This is a genomic window from Duganella violaceipulchra, from assembly GCF_019166075.1.
Classification (GTDB): Bacteria; Pseudomonadota; Gammaproteobacteria; order Burkholderiales; family Burkholderiaceae_D; genus Rugamonas; species Rugamonas violaceipulchra.
On record NZ_JAHTGR010000278.1, the window covers coordinates 1 to 202 of the forward strand.

1 protein-coding gene is annotated in these 202 nt (G+C 80.7%); it reads left to right on the forward strand.

The genetic code is table 11. The features are described 5' to 3' along the window. Nucleotides 1-202: condensation domain-containing protein (locus KVP70_RS35980; protein ID WP_217946835.1), on the forward strand; the 202-nt coding region annotated here is incomplete at both ends.

Here is a 202-nt window from a genome sequence, read left to right on the forward strand (position 1 = left end):
ACGGCGCCCCCGCCCTGCTGGCCCTGCCCACCGACCGGCCACGGCCGGCCGTGCAGCGCTACGCCGGCGCCAGCGTCGCGCTGACCCTGCCCGCCGCCCTCAGCGCCGAGCTGCGCGCCCTGGCCGGACGCCACGGCGCCACCCTGTTCATGACCATGCTGGCCGGCTGGGCCGCGCTGCTGGCCCGCCTCGGCGGCCAGGA